The organism is Bifidobacterium sp. LH_491, from assembly GCF_056356495.1.
In genome coordinates this window covers 1,532,946-1,551,985 of sequence record NZ_JBKEUI010000001.1, presented here as the reverse complement: position 1 = coordinate 1,551,985, position 19,040 = coordinate 1,532,946, and the positions used below count along the sequence as shown (strand labels likewise).

Below are 19,040 nucleotides of genomic sequence, written 5' to 3'. Positions count from 1 at the left end.
ACATTTTTTCATAAGAGGGTGGTGTATAACTCAAAAGGTTGATTTTTCAATTAAAATAGGGAGTGAATGCAAAAGAAACGTAAACGGTAATCCACGCTTATCCACAGTTTTCCACATTGCCACTGTGAATAAGAGCCATGTCCATACGAGTGATAAAACTGGACTAGGCTAATGCTCAATAGGAAGGAAGCTATGGCAGATCAGAACCGCGAATATGATGATTTCACGATGGAATCTGCCGAAGAAACCATCAAGCGTATTTTCGGGCAGAACGCATCGCCACTCGGCGCTGAGATGGCTGATGCATCCCGTCGGTATAAGGCCTTGAAAGAAGTCGTATTTCCCAAGCCCGCGCAAACACGTCGTATTGCTGTAGCGAATCAGAAGGGTGGCGTGGGGAAAACCACCACGGCTGTCAATATCTCTGCGGCGTTGGCGCAGGGCGGTTCTCGGGTTCTGATGATCGATATGGATCCGCAAGGCAACGCCTCCACGGCACTTGGTGTCTCGCATAATGCCGGAGAACCTTCGGTATATGACGTGATTGAAGGACGACGCAGCATCGCCGAAGTTTTGCAGCATTGCCCTGATTTTGAGAGCTTGGATGTGGTGCCGGCTTCTATTGATTTGAGTGGTGCCGAATTGGAAGTGGCCGACATGGCCAACCGCAATAATCTGCTCAAACATGCGATTGATGACTATCTTGAGCATACGGAACAGCATTATGATTACGTGATTATTGATTGCCCGCCGAGCTTGGGTCTGTTGGTTATTAATGCCATGTGTGCGGTAACGGAAATGCTGATTCCCATTCAGGCTGAATACTATGCTTTGGAAGGCCTGGGCCAGCTGATTCATACGATTGATTTGGTGCAGCATAATTTCAATCCAACATTGTTGGTATCAACGATGCTGGTAACTATGTATGATAAGCGGACATTGCTGAGTAGGGAAGTGTTTGAAGAGGTAAAAGGTCATTATCCGACCATTGTGCTGGACACCACAATCCCGCGCTCAGTGAAGATTTCCGAAGCTCCAAGTTTTGGGCAGAGCGTGATTGCGTATGATCCTCGCGGTATGGGTGCTATTGCCTATGGGGAAGCAGCGCTTGAACTGGCGAGACGTTCAACGTTGGTGTTGGAAGCGATTCAATCGAGAAGAAACGAGAAGTGATATGGCGGCAAAAACACGACGATTGGGCAAAGGTCTGGGCGCGTTGTTCCCTGCGCTGCCGGGTGAGTCTTCAGCAGCGGAATCATCGAAAGAACAAGCGACGGCTGAATCAACATCGATGACGAATACAGTGGTGTCTGCTGTGCTCCCTTCCGCTGACACACAGGACACGGCACATAACAAAAGCGACAAGCCTGCTGGAAAGCGTGTCAATAACCAAGGCAAGCGTAAGCCAATCAGGGTGCACGATATCGAACCGACTGGTTCTTCAAATGTTTCACGTGAAACACCGAAGAAAGGCCGTGCAACCATGCCCGGGCTGGAGAGTATGTCTCGTCCCAGCGATTTCTTCTTTACTTCCAGTGCTGACGTTGCTGCATCGCCGAAAGGCTCTATGTCTGATAGTGATGTTTCACGTGAAACATCAGCCGATTCGTCAAATGAAATAGCGGGTACTGATGCCAATGTTAACCATACGGATGAAGCGCTCACGCCAACGCAAGAGTTGAAACCAGTTGAAGGCGGATACTTGGCCGAGCTATCGGTAATGTCTATTGGTCCCAATGTTCATCAGCCGCGAACAATCTTCGATGAAGATGAATTGCGTGAGTTGTCCGATTCCATTCGTGAAGTAGGGGTTTTACAGCCTATTGTGGTGCGAAAGCGTCCGCAAGAACAGTTGGATGCTCTGCGTAAAGATGCTGAAGACACTGCAGATACCTCTGCATCAGATGCACATACTGTTTCACGTGAAACACGCCATCCGTATGACCGTATGGATAGTGAATATGAGCTTATTATGGGCGAGCGGCGGTGGCGTGCGTCGCAACTAGCTGGATTGGAAACAATACCGGCTATTGTGAAAACCACAGCAGACGATTATATGCTGCGCGACGCCTTGTTGGAAAACTTACATCGTGTAGCACTGAATCCGTTGGAAGAAGCGGCGGCATATCAACAAATGATTGATGAATTTGGTCTTACCCAGGCCGAACTGTCTCGATCGGTGTCGAAGTCCCGTCCGCAAATCGCCAACACTTTGCGGTTGCTGAATTTGCCGGCCAGTGTGCAGAAAAAAGTTGCTGCTGGTGTGCTTTCGGCGGGTCATGCTCGCGCATTGTTGGGATTGTCTGACGAAGAGGAGATGAATCGTCTGGCAACGCGCATTATTGCCGAGGGATTGTCGGTGCGCAATGCCGAAGAGATTGTTTCCATGAAAACCGCTGACGTCGTTGAGGAGAAGAAGTCGAGGTCGGTGAAGCGCAATCCATGGGCTGATTCTCCTATCCAGCGTCGCCTGGAAGATCGTTTTGAAACCAAAATATCCATTAAGGGGACGTCGAAACACGGCCGAATTGAAATTGTGTTCTCGTCGCCGGAAGATATGGAACGCATTGTTGATTTGCTGGCTCCGCAAGACAGCGGCGCTAGCGGCAATGGGTGGATGTAGTCATATCGTCATACAATGACTATTTTTGAGGTGTGCAGGTCCCATCAATACCTGCACACCTTTTTGTCGTATGCGCCTTAGGTCAGTTTACAAGGAACTACACGCAGACCGTGAAACGGGCTGCTGACAACAAACGGCGCTATGCTCCCGGCTGGGTGCATAGCACCTGTTTGTTGCGGGGGTTTCCAAAGGGGGCAGCGCCCCATTTGGCACACGACTTTGCGGAGCAAAGTGTAGTGTGTTATACGCTCTGTCGGCGTTGCCCTGAAAATACCGTTGCCGCCGGGGAGGGCAAGGGCATTTGACGCGGCAGGAAAGCAGGGCTTTGTTTGGGGCTGGTAAGCCGGAAACAAAGGGCTGATTTCAGCAGCAGACAGGGCGTATTATGAAAGCCCCCGTCCCTCGTCCTCCGCCCCCGGCCTATGGGACAAAAAGTCCCAAAGCTCTGGACACCGTGACCAGATGTGTGGCCACACTCCGGGAAAAGTAGCAGGACGGCAGGAAACCGTCAAGGCTGAAATGAATGGGCTGACGCCCGGCCTTGACCGTTCCCCGCCGCCCCGCTGGATGGGTGGACAAGGTGGCCAATCCCTAAAAGTGTTTGGCCGCACTCGTTCATTTTGGGGCCTTTCTTCTCCCAAAATTGAAATGGGCGGGAAAGCCCTAAAATGGCTTTCCCGCCTTGATTACCCATTAGCAAAGACGGGCGAGACTGTCAACGGCGGCGCTGAAAGCGCCGTTCATCTTGACCGTTGACTGGCTCGCCTGGCTTTGCTACTGCCCGTAAGAGATGGAAAAACAAGATGGAAAACAAGGTTAAAAATGGTTGACAAGTCTATCGGATGTGTGTTATACTGTGCGACAGTTTGAGATTGGAAGGAGGCTTACGTATGTTAATTTGTGTACGCTAATAAGCAATAAAAAGTAGAAGTACCTTTCCACATGATGGTGGGCTTTTTTTGCGTGCGTATGCAAAGGAACACGTAGGTTTGACACGAGCAGTCTTTGAACTGTATCGTGGTGTTTTTTCGTGCTTTGTTGTTATGCAGGCGTCTGCCCTCTCTGTGGGACAACGCCTGCTTTTTATTGCAGAAACAAAGGAACAATGCAATAAAAAAGGAGGTTCGCATTATGACCCAAAACAACAATTCATGGAGAAAAACTTATTTTACACTTCTTGCCGGACAAGCAATATCCTTTATTAGCAGCGGTATTTTGCAAATGGCCATTATCTTTTATTTGGTTGCGAAAACTAATTCTGCAATCATATTGACGGCGGCAACACTGATTGGATTTTTGCCGCAAGCCTGTTTAGGCCCGTTTGCAGGTGCTTTTGTTGACCGGCACAGCCGTAAAAGCGTAATGATTGGTGCGGATTTGATAATTGCCGCCGCTGGCGGTATTCTGGCGCTGGTGGCGTTTTACATGGAATTGCCCGTATGGTCTATTATGGTTGTCCTGTTAATCCGAAGTGCGGGAACTGCTTTTCATTCTCCAGCATTCAGCGCAGCAACACCTATGATTGTGCCAAAAGAGGAACTTACAAAATGCGCTGGTTACACGCAGACCATGCAAGCAGTAAGTGCGATTATCAGTCCAGCTGCCGCAGCGTTTTTATATGCTGTTTGGCCTCTTAATGCAATTATATTGTTAGATATTGTGGGTGCAATCCTTGCCTGTGTGACTGTTGCGATTTCGTCCATACCAACGCCTGAACTATGTCCAGAAACGAAAAGACAACAGTTTTTACAGGATATGAAAGAGGGGTATGTGGTATTAAAGCAAAACAGGGGCCTCTTTGCTCTGCTCTGGATTGGTGTAATTTATATATTCTTTTATATGCCAATCAGTACGCTTTTTCCTCTCATCTGTATGTCATACTTCAAAGGAACACCGGCCCATGCCTCTGCCGCTGAAATTGCTTTTGCGGTTGGTATGCTGCTTGGCGGAGTCATTCTGAGCATTTGGGGCGGTTTTAAGAAACGGCGGTACACCATCGGTCTTTCCGTTCTCCTGATGGGCGTTAGCAATATGCTCTCCGGGCTTTTGCCGCCAGACGCATTTCTTGTCTTTGTTGTGTGCTGTACTGTTATGGGAATTTCCGCTCCATTTTACGGTGTGCAAAATGCGATTTTTCAAGAAACGGTCAAACCAGAATATCTGGGGAGAGTTTTTTCTCTACTGACAAGCGCCGCTTCCCTCGCCATGCCGTTTGGCCTTGTCATTTCCGGGCCTCTGGCGGAGCGGCTGGGAGTTGAGAAATGGTTTGTCATTTGCGGAATTGGCATTATCATCGTTGCGCTTGCCGTATTTTTACTACCCGGTTTGAGAGAGATTGACAATACGCAATAATCAACTGCACCTTTTTCTATTACTAAACAAAATGCCTGGATGGTGGTTCTGAAAAACCAGAACCGCCGTTCAGGCATTTTTTATCTTCGTCCTCTCTGCGGTTTTGGATTCTTCAGCAAGTCGGATTTTTCCGCAATCTTTTTCAGCCACTTCCGTTCTTCTACTGACAGCTTCCTAAAATTCAGCTTGAGCCGTTTGCAGATAAACGCCAAGTACGCTTGTTCCGTGTCGCTGTCCTGGCTGACGATTTCACCAGCAGTTTCGTGCGGTTGAAAACACGAAGTGTATGGGTGGATCTGCGCAGTGTTTCACGTGAAACATCTAGTTCCTGTGGGGTAGGCGAATACAACAATGCCCGGCTCCTAAGGGAACCGGGCATTGCGTAACAAGTATTGGAGTAGCTGTGGGCTACTGCTGATCCAGATATGCCTGTGCGTCCAACGCAGCACGGCAACCCATACCAGCCGCGGAAACAGCCTGGCGGTACACGCGGTCGACGACATCGCCAGCAGCAAATACACCTGGTACGGAGGTTCGCGTAGAAGCTCCGTCAACCACAATATAGCCATCGGCATCCAGCTCAACGGCGTCGTTGAGGAACTCCGTGGAGGGTGTGTGGCCAATGGCAACAAAAATACCCTCGGCAGGAATCTCGCTGGTTTCATTGGATACAGTATTGCGTACCACAACAGACGTTGCGCCCTGTTCATTGCCTTCCACGCGATCGACAACCGAATCCAGTACCAGCGCGATCTTCTCATTGGTCTGCACGCGATCCACCATGATTTGCGAAGCGCGGAATGTGTTACGTCGATGAATCAATGTTACCGAGGAGCCGAACCGAGAAAGGAAATCAGCCTCTTCGCACGCGCTGTCGCCGCCACCGACCACCACAATGGGCTTATCGCGGAAGAAGAACCCGTCGCAGGTTGCGCAATACGAAACGCCACGTCCGGAATACTCCTGCTCGCCCGGAACGCCGAGTTTGCGCACCTGAGAACCGGTGGTAATCACCACAGCGCGAGCCTGGAACACATCGCCTTGATCGCAGGTAATCGTATGAATATCACCCGAAAAATCAACGCTGACCACATCGTCCCACACCAGCGAGGCGCCAAATTTTTCTGCTTGGCGCTGCATGGCATCCATGAGATCCGGTCCCATAATGCCATCGGGGAAACCGGGGAAATTCTCCACCTCGGAGGTGTTCATCAACTGACCGCCAGGAGTAATTGCGCCCGCGATCACCAAAGGACGATAGCCTGCGCGTCCCAAATAGGTGGCTGCGGTGTATCCGGCAGGTCCAGAACCAATAATTACTACATCATGCACTGCTTCAGTCATGTGATAACTGTACCGAACCATGATGACTCACGGAAGGCGCTACGCATGGCGCGAACACGAGTGCTTGCCACTGTGGGTGCATCGCGTGTGGCGGGTTATGGCCTGGCCATAGAAACGTAGGGTAATGCGTCGCGGCATCCTGCCAGAACGACTAGAATACCTGTACCGAATTGATATACAGCTGATTACCCGGCAGGCTGTCTCGTGGCACCCACATAACAAGATCCTGTGTGGAAACTACGCTGTTGAAAGTTACTTCGGTGGTGCCGCCTTCGGCAAAGGTGAACTCCGCCATTTGCTGCCCTTGTGAGGGATCTCCGGTGGTATTGGCATAAATGTAGCCTTTGCCTCCAGAGGAACGAATGGTAATAACCATTCGGTACACTTCCTGCGGCTCGCTTAACCGAATGTAGTAGCCGTATCCAGACTGTCCGCCCGGATTGGTGAGGAAGGTTTGCCGTTCGATATGCAGAGGCGTGGTGTTGACATGAACCGGCTGTGGAACCGCCTGAGCTTCCTTGGGCGTGGTATCTACCGGAGCTTGATCAGGGCTGACTTTGCCGCCGGTGGTGTCGCCGAACGGCAAGTTATTGAGATTGGCGTCCGGCCATTGGGTGGTGTCTTCGCTATGTCCCAAGCCGATGGTGGAACTGCCGCCAAGTGTGTGCAGGGCGAGGAATAATGCGCCGATGACGATGGCGACGGTAATGACGATGGCGACAGTGGTGGTGGTCATTTTGCCGAACAAACGCTCGTCTGCCACGTCCTCGTCATCCGCAACGTCAAATGGATTCACGCGAATGGTTTGATGCTGTGGTGTGAAACTCGGTGGCATGGAAGTGTGTGTCGCCGGGGCGGCTGAATACGTAGCTGCTGGCTTCTGCTGCGCCGGTAGAGCGCTGCTGCTGGCGGTACGTGACACATGCCCAGAACTGGTGGGGCTCATGGCTAGGCCGGCGTTTGCCGTTGGGGTAGCAGTATTGCTGGCGGTACGTATTGCGGCGTATTGTGTGCTGCCGGCCGCATTCGCGGCTACCGTAGCAGTTACAGCGGAGGCTGTCGCTGCTCGTACTGCGTTCTTGGGACGTAGTTTGCGCATTAGCGTCACCACCCAGGATTGGCGTGGATGTTCCGTAGCTTGCACGTATTGCGCTTCAATGTCGGCTTGTTCTTCATCCAACGCGCGCTGCGAGGGTGCTCCTGGATTGCTGGGCTGATGCTCTTCAGTGACCGGAATAACGCCGGTGGTTTCGGTAGGGTAGTCTCGGTCTGCAGTGTTGCCGCGCACGCCGCTCACGTCGAGTGGGAAGGTGAGGTTGGTTTGTCCTACGCGTGGTACCGGTTGGCCGTCGGCGTTGAATGATTCAAACAGCTGATCCTCGGTAGGGGGATTGGCGGCCGGAATGCCGTTGCGGAACGGTGTTACCCAATCGATTTGTGGGAGGTGCCCCGAACCAGTAAGTGTTTGTGGGTACGGCAGTATATGGTCGTCGTCGATTGGCCCCATGGTCGCCTGGGTGATGGAGCAATGCCCATCGACTCCGGGTAGGGCGATATCGTGCTCGCTAAGTTCGGTGAGCGGGGTCCAATTGCCCAGTAGCGCGGTAAATTCAGCCAGCGATACCATGGGAATGTCCCAGTCGTCATCGTGAGTGCGAATACCTAGGCCACGCTTGCAGATAACCCGAAATTCTGGTGGAACATCGCCGTTAAGGCGCGTTATATCAATGTCTTGAACCTTGTTGGACGGCGTATGGGTGACCATGCTGTACAGCAGTACGGACATTTGACGGATGGCCATTTGCTCGTATCCGTAAGGTTGATTGGCTCTCGAGGGATCGGATAGCATGGTGCTGATGGGAGCATCCGCGAGTTGTACGCCTGTGGTGGTAAGTCGCACGGTGTCGGTACTGAGGGAATCGTGGCTCAGATGTTTGCCAAGCATGTCCTGAACGGCATGGCAGGTTTCTCCCAGGATAGATCGCATGGCTTCGTAACTGAGTGTTTGCCCGGCAGCACCCTTGAGATAGTCCGTCATGCTTAACCCGGCATCTAGATGGGTGACCACGATGGCTACGTCATCGCGGTGCTGTAATTGCATTACGCGAGTGAACCGAGCGTGGTGGGTAAGGGCCAAGGAGGATGCGACGAGATTGACGCGCGGCAAGGCGTCGCTGTCGGTGATGATAAAGAGTTGGCAGTCGTGTGAGAGCACACGGTCATTGGCCTTCCACGCTTGCAATCCAGGAACGTCGCGCAAGAGGGCAATGAGGTTGTACCGATTGATGACGGTATCTCCCAACTGAGGCTTCATGGCTGTTTGGCTCCGTGACGTTTGACATGAACGACCGCGAGGTGTGCGGCTTGCACTGCTTGCATTGTAGCGTTTGGACTAGTCTAAAACACGGCTGCCGTGTGCGCTTAATGGGTGATGTTATGCGGTTTTTGTGAATCCTGTGATAATGGCCATGCGGTTGTCAGGATCCGTGTCGGTTGCGCCATCACAATACGCGCGACGGCATAGGAACATGAGATAATGCCACCGTGTTGGTGTGTTATCGACGTGTATGCACATGGCTGTCGGGTGTTGCTTCGGTCCCACCGCCGCGGTTTATGGTTGAACCTCTGGAAAACTTGGAGCATAGCATGGTTAGGGCTGCCATCAGCTCGTTGGTGCGCAGTAGCGTCAGGCAGAGCACATACACAGCCAGGACCACTATGCCCAATATGCAGCACAGTGCAACGGCGGACAACCATCCCATCGAACCATTGACGTCTTCACTAACGCCCATCGCCGCGTACAGCGGTGTCTTAAGCAGTAGTCCCGCCAGCATGGAAAGGATGGTGGCCAATAGGGCTTTGCTTACCGTAGTGCCGATGCGGCGGCCATCCAATGATCCTTGGAATCGACGGCGAATCATTACCAGCAGTATTGGGAACGGCAGGATATATCCCAGGCTCACCGACCAGCCGATAGCCGCCACCCACTGCTGTGGATCAAGGAAATGTTGGCAGCCCAGCACGAAGACGGTTTGCAACGCGTACTGTACCACGCAGAACATAAAGGGATGTTTGCCATCCTCAAAGGCATAGAACGTACGCTGAATCAGCAGGAACACTGCATTGATGGGCAAACCAATCGATAAGCCGACAAGCGGTCCGGCGATGAGCAGAGCCTCGGGAACGCTCACCGAGGGGAGCAGCGCGCGAGTCAGCGGCACGGGCATGACTATCAGCACGGCCGTGCACAGACACATAATCAGTGTGACCATGCGTACGGATTCGCTTAAATCACGCCTTGCCTCGTCGACGCGCCCCTTTGCGAGGGCGGCGGAAAGCTTGGGGAATAGCGCGGTGGATACCGAAACGGCAATCAGGGAGTACGGCAGGATAAACAGCGTGTACGCATTTTGGTAGGTGGCATTGCCGGCGACGTCAAACTGGTTCAATCCCAGTCGTAGACTGGCGGCCTGTGGCGCGTTGGTGGATACCTGCGTGTTGATGATGTTGCATAACTGCGTAATCCCGACGATACCCAGGCTCCAGACAGCCACTGAACTCATAGAACGCAAGCCAATGCCGCGCACACCCCAGGAAGGGCGGAACCGTAGACCGGAGCGCATAAGTGGCCAGAACAATATCAAAGCTTGGAAGGCTACGCCCAGAGTCCATGTGCCTGCTGTGAGTGCGATGGTGTTGGCGTTCCAGAACGATAACGGTTGATGATCGGCCTTGCCGAATAGCAGGATAAACGCAGTGAACCCGGCACAGCTGATGATATTCGCACCGACTGAGCTCCAAGCGTATGCGCCAAATTGATTGTTGGCAGCAAGGATTTGCCCCAGCACAGTGTATAGGCCGTAAAAGAAAATTTGCGGCATGCACCACAGGGTAAAGGCGTTGGTAAGTGCCGTCATTTCCGCGCTGCCATTGACGTACAGCATAGTGAGTAACGGTGTGGCTGCGGTCATGAGCAGGGTGACTGCCAGCAACATGACGATGGAGAAGGTAATGAGCTTGTTCAAGCGTTCTTCAGCATCATGTGCTTTGAGAGTACGCACAATTTGGGGAACAAGTACGGCGTTGAACAACCCTCCGGATACCAAGGTGAAAATTACCTGCGGGATCATGGAACCGGCCTGATAGGCGTTGGCGGCAATGCCGGTAGTGCCCAATGCTGCGGCCAGCAGAATCGTGCGTATTTGACCTGTTATGCGTGATGCAGCTGTGCCAACGGCCATGGTGAGGGAATTGCGTCCGAGGGAAGAACTCATTCGTCGGGATCCTTGATGCGATGGAATTGTCGCCATAGTCCGAGCAAACCAAGGGCGATGGCGCCAATGATAATAATGAAACCGCTCATATCGCTAATGCGCAGTGTACTGGTAATGGTGGTGTTTTGTGTGTTACCGAATGCGTTACCGTTCCGGTCAAGTAACGTGATAGTGGCGGTGGCACTGCCTGAAGTTGCCGCACGAATGGCAATGGCGGCCTGCGCTTCTCCGTGTGCGGGGACTTCCAGCGTGGTTTTACGTGAGGTGACCAACTCCATGGAATCGGTGAGAGAACTGACTACCACGGTTACTGGATAGGGATGGTCGTTGCTAACCGTCACCGGCATTTTAGCGGTTTCGGTGACGATGGTGACGTTTTCCAAAGGAGTGATGCTCACGCCGTTCAAGAGTTGGTCGATAAGCTGTTGTGCGCCGTTGAGCATGCGGGTATTGATCGTGTTGTCGCCGGATAATGCGTGCAGAGTGTATTGTTCCAACACGGTGTGTAGCTGCTGTAGCCAAACGTTGGGATTGGTGGTTTTTTGTGCACTGTTTCGCGCGTCTTGCCGGGCAAGCGCTTGTGGGTCGCCAGCGTGTTCTTTGGTGGCACTGCCGTTTTGGTTGGCGTTGCCACTGTCTGATGTTGCCGTAGCGTTGAGGATGGATTGTTTGAATCGCGTCAAATCAGTGTTGGCTTGAGCCAGCGTTTGCAGGGCTGCGGTAACGGCTTCGCTGCGTCGACGGCTGGGACCGCCATCCTCGTCGACGATCGCAGTGGCGTTCTCACCTTGGGCGTATGGTGTTGCGGCGAGTAGTGCATCCATATCGGTAAGTTTGAGCCAACCCGCCTGTTCGATGTTGCTCATCAATGTATCGAGCGTGGCGTCATCTATCGTGTCGGATAGCGTAACCAGTAGGTTGCGGGTTGCGTAGGGCTGTTCCATTTGGTAGAACGCGCTTTGTGCCATGAAGCGAGCGATACGTCCCGCTGAAGTTTGTTCGCTGTCGGCATGGCGGCTCGAGGCGTCCCCGTTGGCGAGCGTGGTCAACATAGTTTGCGCGCACAACACGGTCACGGGGCCGGCGGATGTGGGCACCACGATGGTACCGGTATGTACGGTGGGCGTTTGTGCGTTGTCGTATTCGTTGGTGGCGATTACCGTATCATAGCCGTGTTGCTTGGCCATGGTAAGTGCGGCGGTATTCCAGGTGGCTGCACCTTGCCATGCGTATGTCCGTGCCGTTGCGTTGTTGTCGCCCAATGCAGTTTGGTAGGTACGCAGTCCCGTTTCTGCGTTCCATGTTTGTGAGGTAATACCCGTGCTTGCATATGCTTGCTCACCAAGTGCCGTATAGGTGTTGATATCGAACCAGCCCGGCTGCATGATACCAGCGGACTTGGTGGGTACTGCCATGTCGCGTAAATAGGTCGGGTCGGCGATAACCTGCAAGCCAGGGTGTTTGGTGATGGTTTGCTGGCGGGTTTTGAGCGTATTGGCATCGATCACGATGGGTGTTTGGGTAGATTGGTCATCGCGTACCAGCGTGTTGAGTGCTTCGTCGTCTGTGTGCCAGCTGTCGGTGGTGAGCGGCAGTGCCACAGTAATGTTTAGGGCCGGCGTATTTGCACTCGTGAGTCCATCGCTCGATCGGGTCAGAAATGTGTGATTGGTGACTACCGCACGCCCATTGCTGCGGTAGATCAACATCACTGGTTTCGGTCCCCATGTGGTAAATGACGCGAGAGCCGCATCGTCGGCGGCGACATCAAGCGCGACGGTGGCGCTGCCGGTGGCGGTGATGGCGGGAACATTCACTTGTCCTAGCTGATTGGGGGTGGGGATGCGCACGTCACCTTGTGCCCATTGTTGCATATCGGTGCGTGAGTTGAAGGTATACAGTGCGTTGGTGGAGACGGTAAGTGTGCCTTCTGGCAGGTTGTCGTTCGCGCCATTGGTGATGGTGGCAGTGACGTGGTATCCCGATTGGCTGGTAACCACTGCTGTGGAGGCTTCGATGCTGATGCTCACTGTGCCGGTGTGCGTAGCGCTGGATGTTGTTATGGCATTGCTGTGCGTGGTGTGTGTGCCATTGGGTTCTGCGGCTAGCGCCTGCTGAGGGACTCCAATGGCAATAGTTGTGCCGAGCATGACGAAAGTAGCGAGCAGCGCAAGCATGGTGTGCCATAGCGTTGCCGTCGCCGCGTGAAGTGCGTGTCGGTTCGCCATTATCCCTGCCTATTCAGTTTCCTTGCGTATAGCCATACGATTTTGCGTTCGTTAGGGTAACTAAGAACGCTGTCTAATTGCTGGAAGTCAACCCATTTGGCATCTTCGGCTTCATGATCGGGATCGCCTTCCACGGTGAGATGGCCGCCGATTTGGCGAAGGGCAAAATGGTGTACCAACTTGTGCACGCGTTGTGTGGTGCCGGTGAACCAGTAGTCTACAGTCGCAATAGATTCCATGACTTCACCCAAGATGCCGGTTTCTTCATGGACTTCCCGCACGGCGGTTTGTTGTGGGGTTTCGCCTTTTTCGATGTGTCCTTTAGGCAGACACCATTCAAGATGTCCGCTGCGAGAGTGGCGTGCAATGATGGCGACGCGTCCGTGTTCGTCGAAAATCAGTCCCCCAGCGGAATATTCGCGCACAACGGGAAGCTCCTGTGCGGTGAGAGATGCGAAGGTAGTCGGTCCTTCGATGGTGCGGCGTGGCGGCATCATCGCCGGCGTAGGCGTGCGCGTGTCGCGCGGTGTGTTCTCGGGGATGATGACCACGCGTTCGGTGCGCTCTGTTTCGCAAGTGTATAGGAGCGTATCTGGCTCAAACACAGGGTTTTGGGTATGCTGATCCGCAGTCTTCGCCAAGATGCGTGCGAGGTCTGCGGGTGTAATCATGATATCCACCTTACTCAATCCGATGTGCAGGTGGGGTAACGGTATGCTGGTAGTCACGGTTTTTGTTGTCGCGTGCGATGCTGAAGAAAGGATGCCTGGTGGAGTTTGAGGTATGGCCTGAGGCTGTGGAATTAGGGCGTTTGTTTGCTGCTGAGGGCTTTGAGCTGGCATTGGTCGGTGGTCCGGTACGCGACATGCTATTGCGGCGCGCGTCTCACGATTTGGATTTCTGCACGTCGGCGCGTCCTGAAGCGTTTGAGCCCATTTTGCGTCATTGGGGGCGTGATGGATTTTGGGATATGGGACGCAAATTTGGAACCTTGGGGGCGATGCGTCGGCGTGACGATGGCACCGAAGTACAGGTTGAGGTCACGACGTATCGCTCGGATGCCTACGATTCGCAGTCGCGCAAACCGGAGGTGAACTATGGCGATTCATTGGAGGGGGATTTGTCTCGCCGTGATTTCACGGTGAATGCGATGGCGTTGCGTGTGCCTGATTTGGTGTTTGTTGACCCCTTCGGCGGCGCGAATGATTTGGCGAAAGGTGTGTTGCGAACGCCTGTCGATCCGAGGCAGTCATTTGACGATGATCCGTTACGTATGATGCGCGCCGTACGTTTTGTGGCGCAGCTTGGCTTTCATATTGCTCCCGAGACGGCGGAGGCGCTGTCTGACATGGTGGAGCGTATGGAGATTGTCTCGGCCGAGCGTGTACGCGATGAGTTGACGAAGCTGCTGCTGTCGGATCGTCCCCGTGCGGGCATTGAGGCATTGGTGGAGTCCGGTTTGGCTGATGTCATATTCCCGGAGATTCCTGCGTTGCAGTTGGAGATTGACGAGCATCATCGTCATAAGGATGTGTTTGAGCACACCATGATTGTGATCGATCGTGCGGTTTCGTTGGAAACCGATGATCGGGGAGCGGTGCCCGGGCCTGATTTGACGCTTCGGTTGGCGGCGTTGATGCATGATATTGGTAAGCCTCGTACCCGCAAATTCGAGGCAGGTGGTAAGGTGAGTTTCCATCATCACGATGTGGTTGGTGCGAAGATGACAGCCAAGCGTTTGAAGGCACTGCGTTTCGACCATCATGTGGTGGATGATGTTGCTGAGTTGGTGAATCTGCATTTGCGGTTCCATGGGTATGTGGACGAACCATGGACCGATTCGGCGGTTCGCCGTTACGTCAAGGACGCCGGTCCGTTGTATGAGCGCTTGAACCGTCTGACTCGCGCCGATGCCACTACGCAGAATCGCCGCAAGGCGATGGTGTTCTCGTCGGCAATGGACGAGATGGAACAGCGTGTTCGTGATTTGAAGGCCAAGGAAGATTTCGACGCGATTCGTCCCGATGTGGACGGCAATGAAATCATGGAGTTACTGGGATTGGAGCCAGGGCCGATGGTCGGCAAGGCGTATCGGCATATGCTGGAATACCGGCTGGATAATGGCCCGGTGGATCATGATGTTGCCGTCGAGGAGCTGCGCCGTTGGTACTCCGAACAGTAGCGGCGGTAAGCACGATGCCTCGGGCTTACCGGTCTAGTGCGCCAGTGTAGCCGCGGTGACTATTGTGCCTGGCCACTGCTATCTGCGCTTCCGCCCTCGGTAGTGGCGGCAGCGGGTGCCTGCGGCAAATTTGTCATGGAGTCGGCGGCTTTGCAACCTTCCACCGCCTCAATCGGCGCTCCTGCGGCGGGTACGTTTTTTGCCGGGCGAAGATTGTTGAATGATGCGCCGACAGCAACGTCGACTGTGGTGCTGGCAGCGTCACGGTTATCCATCTGCAAGATGGCATCGTTGAAGGTGGACGCAACGGTATATGCCTGGTTGATGCCGCCTTTGCCGAAGAAAATGGTCGTACGGTTTAGGGTTTTGGGATAGTTGCCGATAGTGTCGACGTCAAATGAGCGATTGATAAGCGCGTTGCCTACGGCCTGTGCCAAACCACTGGAATCCGTAGCGTTGTAGACGTTGACGACAACGGCGCGGTGGTCGATGTACGTGCTTTGGTTGCCATCCGCATCGGTGGCGGGACAGGGTGCGGTTACACCGTAATTGGGCTGATCGGCCGCCGTAGACTTTATTCCCAGGCCAAACGGGTGGGCGAGAAACACTGCGGAAACCAGTACGGCGATGGCAAGTATGGCAATGGTGACCGAAAATACGCGAATCTGCCGTTGGCGGACGTATTGTCTGCGTGCCTCACGCTCGTTAGGTGCCTGTGCCATGCGCTGTCCTTAGTGCTCGTGCTGTATTGATTTCACTGTACCGGCATAGGGTGACGCGCCACCAGTTCATCCAAACGAAAACCTCAATATATGACATATGGGCAAGGGCTGTTGACAAGATAGACAAATTATGCGCCGAGGGTGACAGGATGGGCGGGAGGGGAAGTGTGCTCGTGCGATATCTGGTTCAATCGGAGGCAATCGGCATGACGTGGTGTCGTCTGGGCGCTCCACGAAGATGATCGGAACGAGCGAAACACCTGGTGGTGTGGCAAAGCAAGCCGTACCGCCGATTGCCGACAGAGTTACCTACTAAGAGAGGGCACAAGGAGGATTGCTCTATGTTGAGCATCAATTGGAGCGACGTAATCAACGTCGTGAAGTCCGTCCTGCCGTACATCATCGCCATTGCTGTTGTGCTGGTACTTGCGGTGATTATTACGGTGGCCGTAAACAAACGCACGGTGCGTTCCGTCGGCGTGCGCAAGATGGTGCATTCGCAGAGCTGGCTGGTTGCGCTGGTGGCGATTGTGGTATCGGTATCCATGATGTGCTTCGGTCCGCTGAACAGCTTGCTGACGAGCGCAACAGCGACGAAGTACACCTTGTCGGATGCGACCGTAGCGAAGGCGAATCGTCTCGCCAAGAGCGTGCAGTCCGAAGTTGTGACGATGTTGAAGAACAGCGACGACAATCTGCCGCTGGCTGATAAGAAGGTCAATGTGTTCGGTTGGGGCTCCACGAACCCGGTGTATGGTGGCACTGGTTCAGGCTCCATGTCCGATGCCTATCCGACGGTTTCCATTCTCGATGGCATGAAGCGTTCCGGCTTGCGCACCAACAAGGAGTTGACCAAGCTGTACACGGATTACCGCAAGGATCGTCCGGCGGTGGAGATGGCCAAGCAGGATTGGACGCTGCCGGAGCTTCCCGCGGCGCAGTATTCGCAGAAGGTTATCGACGATGCCAAGCAGTTCTCCGATGAGGCCGTCATTGTCATCACGCGCGTTGGCGGTGAGGGTGCCGATTTGCCGACCAATATGCGCGCCAAGGGCATTACCTACACGGATAATTCCAAGGATTACAAGGATTTCGAACCTGGTCAGCATTTCCTGGAGCTGAGCAAGACTGAGCGTGACATGGTCGACTTGGTCACTAAAAACTTCAATAATGTAACGCTGGTGTACAACGGCGCGAACACTTTCGAGCTGGGATTTGTCGATCAGTATCCCCAGATCAAGTCGGTGCTGTGGTGTCCACCTGCCGGGCAGACCGGTTTTTCCGCGCTGGGTGAGGTGCTTGCCGGCGAAATCAACCCTTCCGGCAAGACTTCCGACACGTTCGTCAAGGATTTGACCAAGACGCCGTCGTTCAACAACATCGGCAGCTTCAAGTACGACAACATGAAGGAATTCGGTACGGAGAACTTTGAGGAGGGTAAGACCTCTCCGGCGTTTGTTGATTATGTCGAAGGCATTTACGTTGGTTATAAGTTCTATGAGACCGCTGCCGCCGAGGGTGCCATTAATTATGACGATATGGTGCAGTACCCGTTCGGTTACGGCCTGTCCTACACCTCCTTCGAGCAGCAGATGGGTCCGGTGAGCTACAAAAACGGCAAGGTCAGCTTTGAGGTAACCGTTACCAATACGGGTGAAGTGGCTGGTAAGGATACGGTTGAGGTGTATGTCGAGCCGCCGTACACCAATGGTGGTATTGAGAAGGCGTCGACGAACTTGGTGGACTTCACCAAGACGAAGTCGTTGGCCCCGGGTGCGTCCCAGACTATCACGGTGTCCTTCGACGATGATGATATGGCCTCCTACGATTCCGTCAATGCCAAGGCTTGGGTGTTGGAATCCGGCAACTATGGCGTGTCCATTCAGTCTGATTCCCACACGGTGTTGGCTGAGCAAACGGTGAATGTGCCCACCACCATTACCTACAACACCGAGAACAACACACACGATGGCGACAAGGTCGTGGCGACCAACCAGTTCGATGATGTGGCTGGCAACGTGACGTATCTGTCTCGTGCGAATCACTTTGCCAACTATGCGCAGGCCACCGCCGCGCCTAGCGACATGTCCATGCCGGAAGAAGCGAAGAAGACGTTCTACAACCTGTCCAACTATGACCCGAAGAAGCATGACAACGATGAGGACACCATGCCGACCACGGGTGCGAAGAATGGCGTCAAGCTGGCCGATTTGACCGGCAAGTCCTATGACGATCCGCTGTGGGACAAGCTGCTCGACCAGATGAGCTTCGACGATATGGACACGTTGATCGCACTTGGCGGTTACGGCACGCAGGCCATTGATTCCGTCGGCAAGATCACCATGACGGATGTGGACGGTCCGGCTTCGCTAAACAACAACTTCACTGGCGTTGGTTCGATCGGCTTCCCGTCCTCGACGTCGTTCGCTTGCACTTGGAACACCGAGCTGGCGAAGCAGTTTGGCGATATGATTGGTCAGATGGCTCACGACATGCACGTGGCCGGATGGTATGCCCCTGCCATGAACATCCACCGTAACCCGTTCGGCGGCCGTACCTTCGAGTACTTCTCCGAGGATGCGTTGCTGTCCGGCGAGATGGCCTCCCATGAAATCAAGGGTGCGCAGGATCGCGGCGTGTACGCCTTCATGAAGCACTTTGCGCTGAATGACCAGGAGACCAACCGTTTGAGCATGCTGTGCACGTGGGCCAATGAGCAGTCCATGCGTGAGATTTACCTCAAACCGTTTGAGATGAGTGTCAAACAAGGCGGTGCCCGTGCGGTGATGAGTTCCTTCAACTACATTGGCAACACGTGGGCTGCTGGAAGCAGTGCTTTGCTGAACAACGTGCTGCGTGACGAGTGGGGCTTCCGTGGCTTCGTCTTGACTGATTACTTTGGCGGGTACGGTTACATGGGCGCTGACCAGGCGATTCGTGGCGGTACCGACGCCATGTTGGCGACTACCAATATTTCCAACCACATTACGGATAAGTCCGCGACTTCGCTCCAGGCGATGCGTACGGCTTGCCACAACATTCTGTACACGACGGCGAACAGCTGGCTGTATGAGAACGGACAACCCAAGACCGAAACTCCGATTTGGAAGACCGGAGTCTACGCGCTGATTGCGGTGACCGTGGTGCTGGTTGCGAGTCTGGAAGTTGTGTCGATTCGACGCTTTGCTCGCCGCCGCAAGCAGGAGCGTGAGGCGGCTGTGGCTGCCGCTCAGGTCGCTGCCGAGAAGGCGCAGGCTGAAGAGTCCGAGGTGACTGGCGACGGACACATGGCGTAACTCGTCCTTCGCAAAGGGT

The 19,040-nt window shown here is 53.9% G+C and carries 13 protein-coding genes; 7 read left to right on the top strand and 6 right to left on the bottom strand.

What is annotated here, in order from left to right:
• Positions 1–228 precede the first annotated feature (228 nt).
• The 5 genes from AC1AWK_RS06015 to AC1AWK_RS05995 all read left to right on the top strand — a co-directional run bounded on the left by AC1AWK_RS06015 (position 229) and on the right by AC1AWK_RS05995 (position 5,248).
• Positions 229–1,173 (top strand): ParA family protein, encoded by a 945-nt coding sequence (locus AC1AWK_RS06015; protein ID WP_476569656.1) that lies wholly within the window; start codon positions 229–231, stop codon positions 1,171–1,173.
• A 1-nt stretch (position 1,174) separates the two neighbouring features.
• The gene (locus AC1AWK_RS06010) at positions 1,175–2,623 is read left to right on the top strand and encodes a ParB/RepB/Spo0J family partition protein (RefSeq protein ID WP_476568971.1); all 1,449 of its coding nucleotides are present in this window, start codon (positions 1,175–1,177) and stop codon (positions 2,621–2,623) included.
• A 462-nt stretch (positions 2,624–3,085) separates the two neighbouring features.
• On the top strand, positions 3,086–3,379 hold the full coding sequence (locus AC1AWK_RS06005; protein WP_007886029.1) for a hypothetical protein: 294 nt from the start codon (positions 3,086–3,088) through the stop codon (positions 3,377–3,379).
• Between the two features lie 375 nt (positions 3,380–3,754).
• Entirely contained in the window at positions 3,755–4,975 is a 1,221-nt protein-coding gene (locus AC1AWK_RS06000) for an MFS transporter (RefSeq protein ID WP_476568969.1), read from the top strand.
• A 39-nt stretch (positions 4,976–5,014) separates the two neighbouring features.
• A complete protein-coding gene (locus AC1AWK_RS05995) occupies positions 5,015–5,248 on the top strand; it encodes a hypothetical protein (RefSeq protein ID WP_476568966.1) in 234 nt (77 codons plus the stop codon).
• 135 nt (positions 5,249–5,383) lie between these two features.
• Here the strand turns inward: AC1AWK_RS05995 and trxB are convergent, their stop codons facing one another.
• The 5 genes from trxB to AC1AWK_RS05970 form a co-directional block, all read right to left on the bottom strand.
• Positions 5,384–6,319 (bottom strand): thioredoxin-disulfide reductase, encoded by a 936-nt coding sequence (trxB, locus tag AC1AWK_RS05990; RefSeq protein ID WP_476568964.1) that lies wholly within the window; start codon positions 6,317–6,319, stop codon positions 5,384–5,386.
• Between the two features lie 151 nt (positions 6,320–6,470).
• Positions 6,471–8,633: a protein kinase family protein gene (locus tag AC1AWK_RS05985; RefSeq protein WP_476568963.1), complete on the bottom strand. Its 2,163-nt coding sequence runs from the start codon at positions 8,631–8,633 to the stop codon at positions 6,471–6,473.
• Positions 8,634–8,874: 241 nt separating this feature from the next.
• A complete protein-coding gene (murJ, locus tag AC1AWK_RS05980; RefSeq protein WP_476568962.1) occupies positions 8,875–10,593 on the bottom strand; it encodes a murein biosynthesis integral membrane protein MurJ in 1,719 nt (572 codons plus the stop codon).
• The gene (locus AC1AWK_RS05975; RefSeq protein WP_476568961.1) at positions 10,590–12,770 is read right to left on the bottom strand and encodes a DUF6049 family protein; all 2,181 of its coding nucleotides are present in this window, start codon (positions 12,768–12,770) and stop codon (positions 10,590–10,592) included. Before AC1AWK_RS05975 ends, murJ begins: the two co-directional genes overlap by 4 nt.
• Before the next feature lie 50 nt (positions 12,771–12,820).
• A complete protein-coding gene (locus AC1AWK_RS05970; RefSeq protein ID WP_476569654.1) occupies positions 12,821–13,492 on the bottom strand; it encodes an NUDIX hydrolase in 672 nt (223 codons plus the stop codon).
• 98 nt (positions 13,493–13,590) lie between these two features.
• Between AC1AWK_RS05970 and AC1AWK_RS05965 the strand changes: the two genes are divergently transcribed.
• Entirely contained in the window at positions 13,591–15,003 is a 1,413-nt protein-coding gene (locus tag AC1AWK_RS05965) for a CCA tRNA nucleotidyltransferase (RefSeq protein ID WP_476568960.1), read from the top strand.
• A gap of 59 nt (positions 15,004–15,062) precedes the next feature.
• On the opposite strand, the gene AC1AWK_RS05960 is transcribed toward AC1AWK_RS05965, so the two are convergent.
• Complete coding sequence (locus AC1AWK_RS05960; RefSeq protein ID WP_476568958.1) at positions 15,063–15,725, bottom strand: LytR C-terminal domain-containing protein; 663 nt, start codon at positions 15,723–15,725, stop codon at positions 15,063–15,065.
• A 341-nt stretch (positions 15,726–16,066) separates the two neighbouring features.
• On the opposite strand from AC1AWK_RS05960, the gene AC1AWK_RS05955 reads away from it, so the two are divergent.
• Positions 16,067–19,021, top strand: coding sequence for a beta-glucosidase (locus AC1AWK_RS05955; RefSeq protein ID WP_476568956.1), 2,955 nt, complete (start codon positions 16,067–16,069; stop codon positions 19,019–19,021).
• The last annotated feature ends 19 nt before the right edge of the window (positions 19,022–19,040 follow it).

Coding starts and splice junctions, on each gene's coding strand:
- AC1AWK_RS06015 (WP_476569656.1), top strand. CDS start 229: ATGGAATCTGCCGAAGAAACCATCAAGCGTATTTTCGGGCAGAACGCA.
- AC1AWK_RS06010 (WP_476568971.1), top strand. CDS start 1,175: ATGGCGGCAAAAACACGACGATTGGGCAAAGGTCTGGGCGCGTTGTTC.
- AC1AWK_RS06005 (WP_007886029.1), top strand. CDS start 3,086: ATGTGTGGCCACACTCCGGGAAAAGTAGCAGGACGGCAGGAAACCGTC.
- AC1AWK_RS06000 (WP_476568969.1), top strand. CDS start 3,755: ATGACCCAAAACAACAATTCATGGAGAAAAACTTATTTTACACTTCTT.
- AC1AWK_RS05995 (WP_476568966.1), top strand. CDS start 5,015: ATGGTGGTTCTGAAAAACCAGAACCGCCGTTCAGGCATTTTTTATCTT.
- trxB (WP_476568964.1), bottom strand. CDS start 6,319: ATGACTGAAGCAGTGCATGATGTAGTAATTATTGGTTCTGGACCTGCC.
- AC1AWK_RS05985 (WP_476568963.1), bottom strand. CDS start 8,633: ATGAAGCCTCAGTTGGGAGATACCGTCATCAATCGGTACAACCTCATT.
- murJ (WP_476568962.1), bottom strand. CDS start 10,593: ATGAGTTCTTCCCTCGGACGCAATTCCCTCACCATGGCCGTTGGCACA.
- AC1AWK_RS05975 (WP_476568961.1), bottom strand. CDS start 12,770: ATGCTTGCGCTGCTCGCTACTTTCGTCATGCTCGGCACAACTATTGCC.
- AC1AWK_RS05970 (WP_476569654.1), bottom strand. CDS start 13,492: ATGATTACACCCGCAGACCTCGCACGCATCTTGGCGAAGACTGCGGAT.
- AC1AWK_RS05960 (WP_476568958.1), bottom strand. CDS start 15,725: ATGGCACAGGCACCTAACGAGCGTGAGGCACGCAGACAATACGTCCGC.
- AC1AWK_RS05955 (WP_476568956.1), top strand. CDS start 16,067: ATGTTGAGCATCAATTGGAGCGACGTAATCAACGTCGTGAAGTCCGTC.